At 70.5% G+C, this 6,516-nt stretch carries 4 protein-coding genes; all 4 read left to right on the top strand.

The window, feature by feature from the left end; genetic code table 11:
- Positions 1–1,386, top strand: a 1,386-nt coding sequence (locus LzC2_RS19330; protein ID WP_206678808.1) for a glycosyltransferase family 87 protein, incomplete at its 5' end; no start/stop codon positions are given.
- 108 nt (positions 1,387–1,494) lie between these two features.
- A complete protein-coding gene (locus LzC2_RS19325; protein WP_171189672.1) occupies positions 1,495–3,033 on the top strand; it encodes an arylsulfatase in 1,539 nt (512 codons plus the stop codon).
- Positions 3,030–4,193 (top strand): hypothetical protein, encoded by a 1,164-nt coding sequence (locus tag LzC2_RS19320; RefSeq protein WP_171189671.1) that lies wholly within the window; start codon positions 3,030–3,032, stop codon positions 4,191–4,193. The genes LzC2_RS19325 and LzC2_RS19320 overlap by 4 nt, the downstream gene beginning before the upstream one ends.
- Positions 4,194–4,269: 76 nt before the next feature.
- Positions 4,270–6,516 (top strand): efflux RND transporter periplasmic adaptor subunit (locus LzC2_RS19315; protein ID WP_171189670.1); only part of this gene is annotated, 2,247 nt, incomplete at its 3' end.

Raw genomic sequence — 6,516 nt, 5'->3', positions numbered from 1 at the left:
CCCCACGACGCTCCGCAGGCGGACGCCGACGCCTCATCGCCCGCCGAGGCGCCCCCCCCGATCGAAGCGCCGCCGGTCGAACCGCCGCCGGCCCCGGAACTGCGCTGGTTCGAGACGCCCCGCTTCCGCACGACGATCCTGACGATCGCCGCGATCGTCGCCATGGTCGAAGGCGGCTACGCCGTGTTCAAACGGACGAACGACTATGAGGTCTATCTGCGGTTCGGCGACGACTTCCTGAACGGCGAGCCGTATCGCAGCCCCGGGAATTTCTATCCGCTGGCCCGGTGCGCCTTTCAGGGCGTGATCGCCCTGTTCCCGAAGGCGGTCGGCAAAATGCTGGTCTACGCCACGGCCTTGTTGACGCTATGGGGCACGCGGCGCGTCTGGGAGCGTCTGGCGGAACGGCAGGACGGCCCCCTCTCCGAACCCCGTCGCTTCGCCGCGACGGCGCTGGCCGGGGCCGTGATGTTCCCGTTCATCCTGCGGGATCTGGATGAATGCGGCCTCCAACTGATCTGTCTCGGCCTGCTGACCGCGGCGGGAGCGGCGATCGTCCGGGGGAAGGCGTGGCAGGGCGGCTTCTGGCTGGCGGCGGCGATCTCGTTTCGGGTCACCCCGATGTTGTTCCTTCCGCTGCTGCTCTGGAAGCGGGAGTGGAAGGCCGCGATGGCGACGGTCGTCTGCCTGATCGCGTGGAACCTCGCCCCGGCCGTGTATCTCGGCCCGACGCAAGCCGTGCGGGAGAACCTCGCGTGGGTCGAACACGTCACCACCGTGCTGGGCGACTCGCCGGACGCGTATCCCTCCCCCGGAAAAATCGAACTGCCCAAACACCAGAACGTCGGCCTGCGGGCGGCGTTGGCCCGATTGCTCGAAACCTACGAGCCGGGGCACAAGCTACACCTCGATCACCCGCTGTTCGTGCAATTCGGAGACCTCGACGCTCCGACCGCCCGCAAGGTGATCTACGCGGTGATCCTCGCGATGGGGGCCGCCGTGGCCTGGCGGATGCGACGCCCATGGCGGCCGGTTCGGCCGGCCTTCGGGGAGCAGACCGCCTTCGATCCGTTCGGCCGGGACTGGGCGGTGGGCTGTTTGTTCGCGGCGTTGCTCTCGCCGGTCTGTTGGAAGCATCACACGGTGCTGGCGCTGCCGGCGTTGTTCCTCGCCGGGCGGCGGGTGGTCGCGGGGGACGAGACCCGCGGACGGACGATCGCGTTCTGGCTCGCCGCCGCGGCGATCTGGTTCGGTCGCAAGTTCCTGCTGGGTGATGAATTGGCGTTGGTCTGGCTGTCGTACAACTTCGACACCCTCGCCCTGCTGACGTTCGGCGCGCTCTGCCTGTACGCCCCCGTTCAACGCCAACGGGAAGCGACCGCGTAACGCCGAGGCCCCGCGGGGCCTCGGCGTTACAGACGGAAGACGCGGATTGCACGCGCCGCGCTCGCCCGTCATCGTGGAGCGGTTCGCCCCCTCCATCGGTTGTTCTTGATGCACGTTCGACTTCTCCCCCGCGTCCTTTGCACGTTGGCCGCGGCGTCGCTGGGCTTGGCCCCCGCGCTGGCCGCGGGAGCCGACGACGACGGTTCCGCGGCGAAGCCGAACATCATCTGGTTCATGGCGGACGACCTCGGCTACGGGGATGTCGGCTGCTTCGGCGGGACGACCGTACCCACGCCGCACATCGATGCGCTTGCCGAGCGCGGCATGATGCTGACGGACTTCTACGCCGGCAGCACCGTCTGCGCGCCCAGCCGCAGCGTGTTGATGACCGGCCTGCACACCGGTCACACGCCGATCCGCGGCAACGCCCGCGTGCCGCTGCCCGCCGAGTCCGTCACCGTCGCGGAGACGTTGCAGGACGCCGGCTATCGCACCGGTCTGTTCGGCAAGTGGGGGCTGGGCGAACCGGGCACCGAGGGCGCCCCGAACAAGCAGGGCTTCGACGAGTTCTTCGGCTATCTCAACCAGCATCACGCCCACAACTACTACCCCGCGTTCCTGTATCGGAACGAAGACGTCGTCCCGCAGCCGAACGTCGTCCCCAGCGGCGAGACGGGCCGCGAACCGTTGTTCGGGGTCGGCTACGCGACGAAAAAGGGCGCCTACAGCGCCGAAGTGATTCATGAGGAGGCGTTGAAGTTCATCGAAGACTCCAAGACGAAGCCGTTCTTCCTCTACTACGCCAGCACCCTGCCGCACGCGAACAACGAAGCGCGGCGGCGCCCCCGCGGCGGCTCCGAGGTGCCCGGCACGCAGTACGACACGGAATCCGCCGATCGTTACCTCCCCGACTACGGCGCCTTCGCCGACCGCGAGGGCTGGGACGACGCCACCAAGGGCCACGCCGCGATGATCGCCCTGCTGGACAAGCAGGTCGGCGAGATCACGGCGAAAATCGACGAGGCGGGCCTCTCGGAGAGTACCCTCATCCTCTTCACCTCCGACAACGGCCCCCACAACGAAAGCGGCCACGACCTCAGCGAGTTCAACGCGACCGGCCCGCTGACCGGTTTGAAACGCACCCTCACCGAGGGCGGCATCCGCGTGCCGACCATCGCCTCCTGGCCGGGACACATTGAAGCGGGGACCGTCAGCGATCACGTCGCCTACTTCGGCGACTTCTTCGCCACCGCCGCGGACCTCGCCGGCGTCGAGCCGCCCGCAGGACTCGATTCGATTAGCTTCGCTCCGACTCTGCGGGGCTGGGAGGATCGGCAGGTCGAACACGATCACCTGTATTGGGAGTTCTACGAGCAAGGCTCCAAGCAGGCGGTGCGGAAGGGCGACTGGAAGGCCGTCTTCCGCCCTCTCGGTTCGACCACCCCGGCGCTGTACAACCTGAGCACGGACCTCGCCGAACAGAACGACGTTTCCGCCCAACACCCGGAGATCGTCGCCGAGATGGTGCGGATCGCCGCCGAGGAGCATCGCCCGGACCCGCAGTGGAAGCCGTCGGGGCGCGTCTCGAACCCCACCGGTCCCCAGGCCGCCGACAAACCGAACCGCAATCGCCGAGTGAACCGATGAAGCCGACGCTGCTCGCCGCCGCCCTACTGATCCCCGCCCTCGCGGTCGCCGCCCCGGCGCCGCAATTGGGAGGCCTGTTCGACGGCCTGTTCGGCGATGCGGAACCGGTCGACGCCCCGATCCGCGGGGAAAGCGGCAGTCTGCTGCGGATGGAATCCGGCAGCGGCGTGCGGGTGCAGTCCGGCAGCACGGTGCGGGTCGAATCCGGCAGCGTGATGCGACGCGGCTTCGACCCGCCGCCGACGGGAGCGTTTGACACGCCGCCGGCTTCGTTCGCAGAGTCCGGCAGCGGCCCGCGGAACATCGCTCCCAAGCCGCGCGGAGCGACTCCCGTATCGGAGGAAATGCTGAAAGAAATCCGTCAGGACCAACTCGAGTATCAAATTCGCGAAAGGGAGAAGCGGGAGGCGATAATAGAGCGGGCACGGAGGCGCAACGCAGAGTCGGGGAGTCAGTTAGGAAAATGGGAAGTCGGCTCTTCCAGGTCTCTTGAGCCGCTGAGAACTGATCCTCGTTCCTACTCGGAATCCGGGAGCGGCGTAGCGACGGAGTCCGGCAGCGGCATATTCGGAGGCCGCCCCGATCCATTCGGTCACCCGTCGTATCGCCCGATGGACGCCGGCATAATTGCCCCGCCGCCGCGACCGCGTGTCGCCCGGCCGGCGCCGCGCGACCGGGCCTCGCTGGGCGGCGGGTTCGATCCGAACGATCTGCCGCCGCCGAGCGAGGCGCCGCCGCAGGGCGATGCGCGGGTGCATGCGCTGCTGGTCTCGCTGGGCTGGATCGCGGCGCTGGTCGCCGGCGGTTTGGGCGGATACCTGCTGGGCCTGAACCGCGGCTCGGAGCGACGGCGACGGAGTTTGGAGCCGCGGCAGCTTGATCTGGCCGGGGAGGTCGCGGAGACGGCGGACTCCCTGATGGCCGCCGCGGACGCGGAGGAAGCGGGCCGATTCGAGGCGTGCGTCGATCGCCTGCGGGAACGTGTCGGCCGCACCGCCGTGCTGCTGGACGACCGCGCCGCCGGCGCCGTGCGAGAGTTGGTGTCCGCCGCGACGACCGGCCCGCCGAGCGAGAAGTCCGTCGACCGCAGCGCTCGTTTGCAGGCCGCCTACGACGGCCTCGTCTCCGCCCTGCGCAAGAGCGTCCGCGGGAGTTCCTGAAGCTCGATTCGCCGTCGCCGCTAGGCGGCGCGCGTCCTGCGTTGCGTCCGACGGCGGACGCCGGACGATCGCGGGCATGTCCGCTTCCCCGCCCGGAACGCTGCCGGTCCGCCGCCGCGAAGATCTCGTCATCCGCGAGCATTGGTTCCGCGGCGTGCGGCACTGGGTCGTCAAAGACCCGCTCGCCCGCACCTACGCTCACCTGCGGGACGAAGAGTTCGCCGTGCTGTCCCGGCTGGACGGAACCGCAACCGCGGACGGACTCCGCGCCGCCTTCGCCCGACTGTTTCCCGGACGCGAACTGACGCCGCCGGTCCTCGCCGGGTTCCTCGCCGAACTGCGAGCCGGCGGACTCGTCACCACGCCGCCCGGTCGCACGGCGGTCGCACCGAAGGCGAAGTGGTGGAAGCGGGTCGCCCGGTGGCCGGCGTCGTTGCTGGCGATCCGATTCCGCGGCGTCGATCCGACGGCGCTGCTCATTCCGCTCGAACGGCTCGTCCGGCCGCTGTTCTCCTGGCCGGCGCTGGCGGCCGCCGCGGCGCTGGTGGCGAGCGCCGCCGGGTTGTTCGTGCTGAACGCGGACGCGGTGTTCGCGGCGCTGCCGGACGTGGGGGCGTTCCTCTCGGCCAGCAATCTGATCTGGCTGCTGGCGACGCTGGGGGCGATGAAGATTCTCCACGAACTCGGCCACGGGCTGACCTGCACGCACTTCGGCGGGGAGTGCCGGGAGTTGGGCGTGATGATCCTCGTGCTCGCCCCCTGCCTGTACTGCGATGTGTCCGACGCCTGGCTGCTGGCCGACCGCCGCAAACGGATCGCCGTCGTCGCCGCCGGGGTCGCGGTGGAGGTCGTGCTGGCCTCGGCGGCCCTGTGGCTGTGGTGGCTCGCGGAGCCGGGGTTGTTCCGCACGCTCTGTCTGAACGTCGCGGTCGTCGGGTCGGTCTCCACCGTGCTGTTCAACGGCAACCCGCTGCTCCGCTACGACGGGTACTTCGTGCTGGCCGATTTGTTAGAGATCCCGAACCTGGCCGAGACCTCCAAGGCGACTTGGCGGGACGCGATCGGCCGCTGGTTCCGCGGGCAACGCGGCCCCGGCCGGTTCGCCCGCCATGTCGACGCCTTTCCGACGCCCCCCGCTTCGCCGTCGCCGCCAGGCGGCGCGCCGGCCGCGCCGGCACTATCCGAAGAGGGCGAAGAACCCGCTCGCCGGCGCTGGCTGCTGGGGTACGGGGCCGCGGCGGCGGTGTACCGCGTGTTCCTGACGATTGCGATCGCGTGGCTGCTGTTCACGATCCTCACCCCGCTGGGCCTTCGTCCGCTGGCGGAGGTGATGGCGGTCGCCGCCGCGATCGGATTGGTCGGGACGCCGTTGTTCGCCGTGATGCGAGGCGGGTTGGATCTCGCCGCCGGCTGGCGGGGGGCGAAGGAGGGCGAACTGGCGCCGGCTCGACCGCCGATCCGACCGAGCCGCGTGACGGCGGCGGCGCTGGCGTTGGCGGGGCTGGTCGGGGTCGTCGGGTTCCTGCCGCTCCCCGAGACCGTTGAGGCGCCCGCCGCCCTGCGACCCGCCGGCGCCGTGCGGGTGTTCGCGGTGACGGGCGGCACGATCGTCTCCGCCGTCCCCCCCGGCACGCGGGTCGCCGCGGGCGATCCGGTGGTGGAACTGAACGATCTCGAACTCGACCGACAGTTGGCCGAACTACGCGGTCGATTGGCGGTGATCCGCGTGCGGCGGGATCTGCTGATCGCCCGCCGGTTCGAGGATCCGACCGCCTCCGCGGGCCTCGCCGGGTTGGACCGACAGGCGGAGTCGCTGGCTGCACAGTTGGAGCGACGGGAGGAGGATCGGGCTCGGCTGACGCTGCGGGCGCCGGTCGCCGGGACGGTCGTCGCCCCCCCGCGCACGCCGGCGTCCCCGCCGAGCAACGACCCCGGCACCGCGCTCTCCGCGTGGACCGGCACCCCGCTGGACGACGCAAACCGCGGAGCGTTCCTGGAGCCGGGCACGCTCGCCGCGCTGATCGCCCCCGCGGACCCGGCCGACGCCGCCCAGGCGTTCGCGGCGGACGACCCGTTCTCCCCCGCGAACCCCTTCGCCGGCTCCGGGTTCGAGTCGATCGAGCGGAAGGGGAACCACGGGGAAATCGTGGCCGACCCGGTTCCCGCGGAGGCGCGTCTGGTCGTGCCCGAGGCCGCCGTGCAGCGGGTGCGGGTCGGGCAGACGGTGCGATTGCGGTTCGCCCAGCGCCCCGGCGCCGTGCTGACGGGCGAGGTGACGGAGGTCTCCGCGGAGGCGCTGCGAACCGTCCCCCGCGAGTTGGCC

Origin of the sequence: Alienimonas chondri, assembly GCF_013036045.1 — a bacterium.
Lineage (GTDB): Bacteria > Planctomycetota > Planctomycetia > Planctomycetales > Planctomycetaceae > Alienimonas > Alienimonas chondri.
Note: the sequence above shows the minus strand (reverse complement) of the source record. Positions and strands in the feature narration are given on the sequence as shown.

Coding starts and splice junctions, on each gene's coding strand:
- LzC2_RS19325 (WP_171189672.1), top strand. CDS start 1,495: ATGCACGTTCGACTTCTCCCCCGCGTCCTTTGCACGTTGGCCGCGGCG.
- LzC2_RS19320 (WP_171189671.1), top strand. CDS start 3,030: ATGAAGCCGACGCTGCTCGCCGCCGCCCTACTGATCCCCGCCCTCGCG.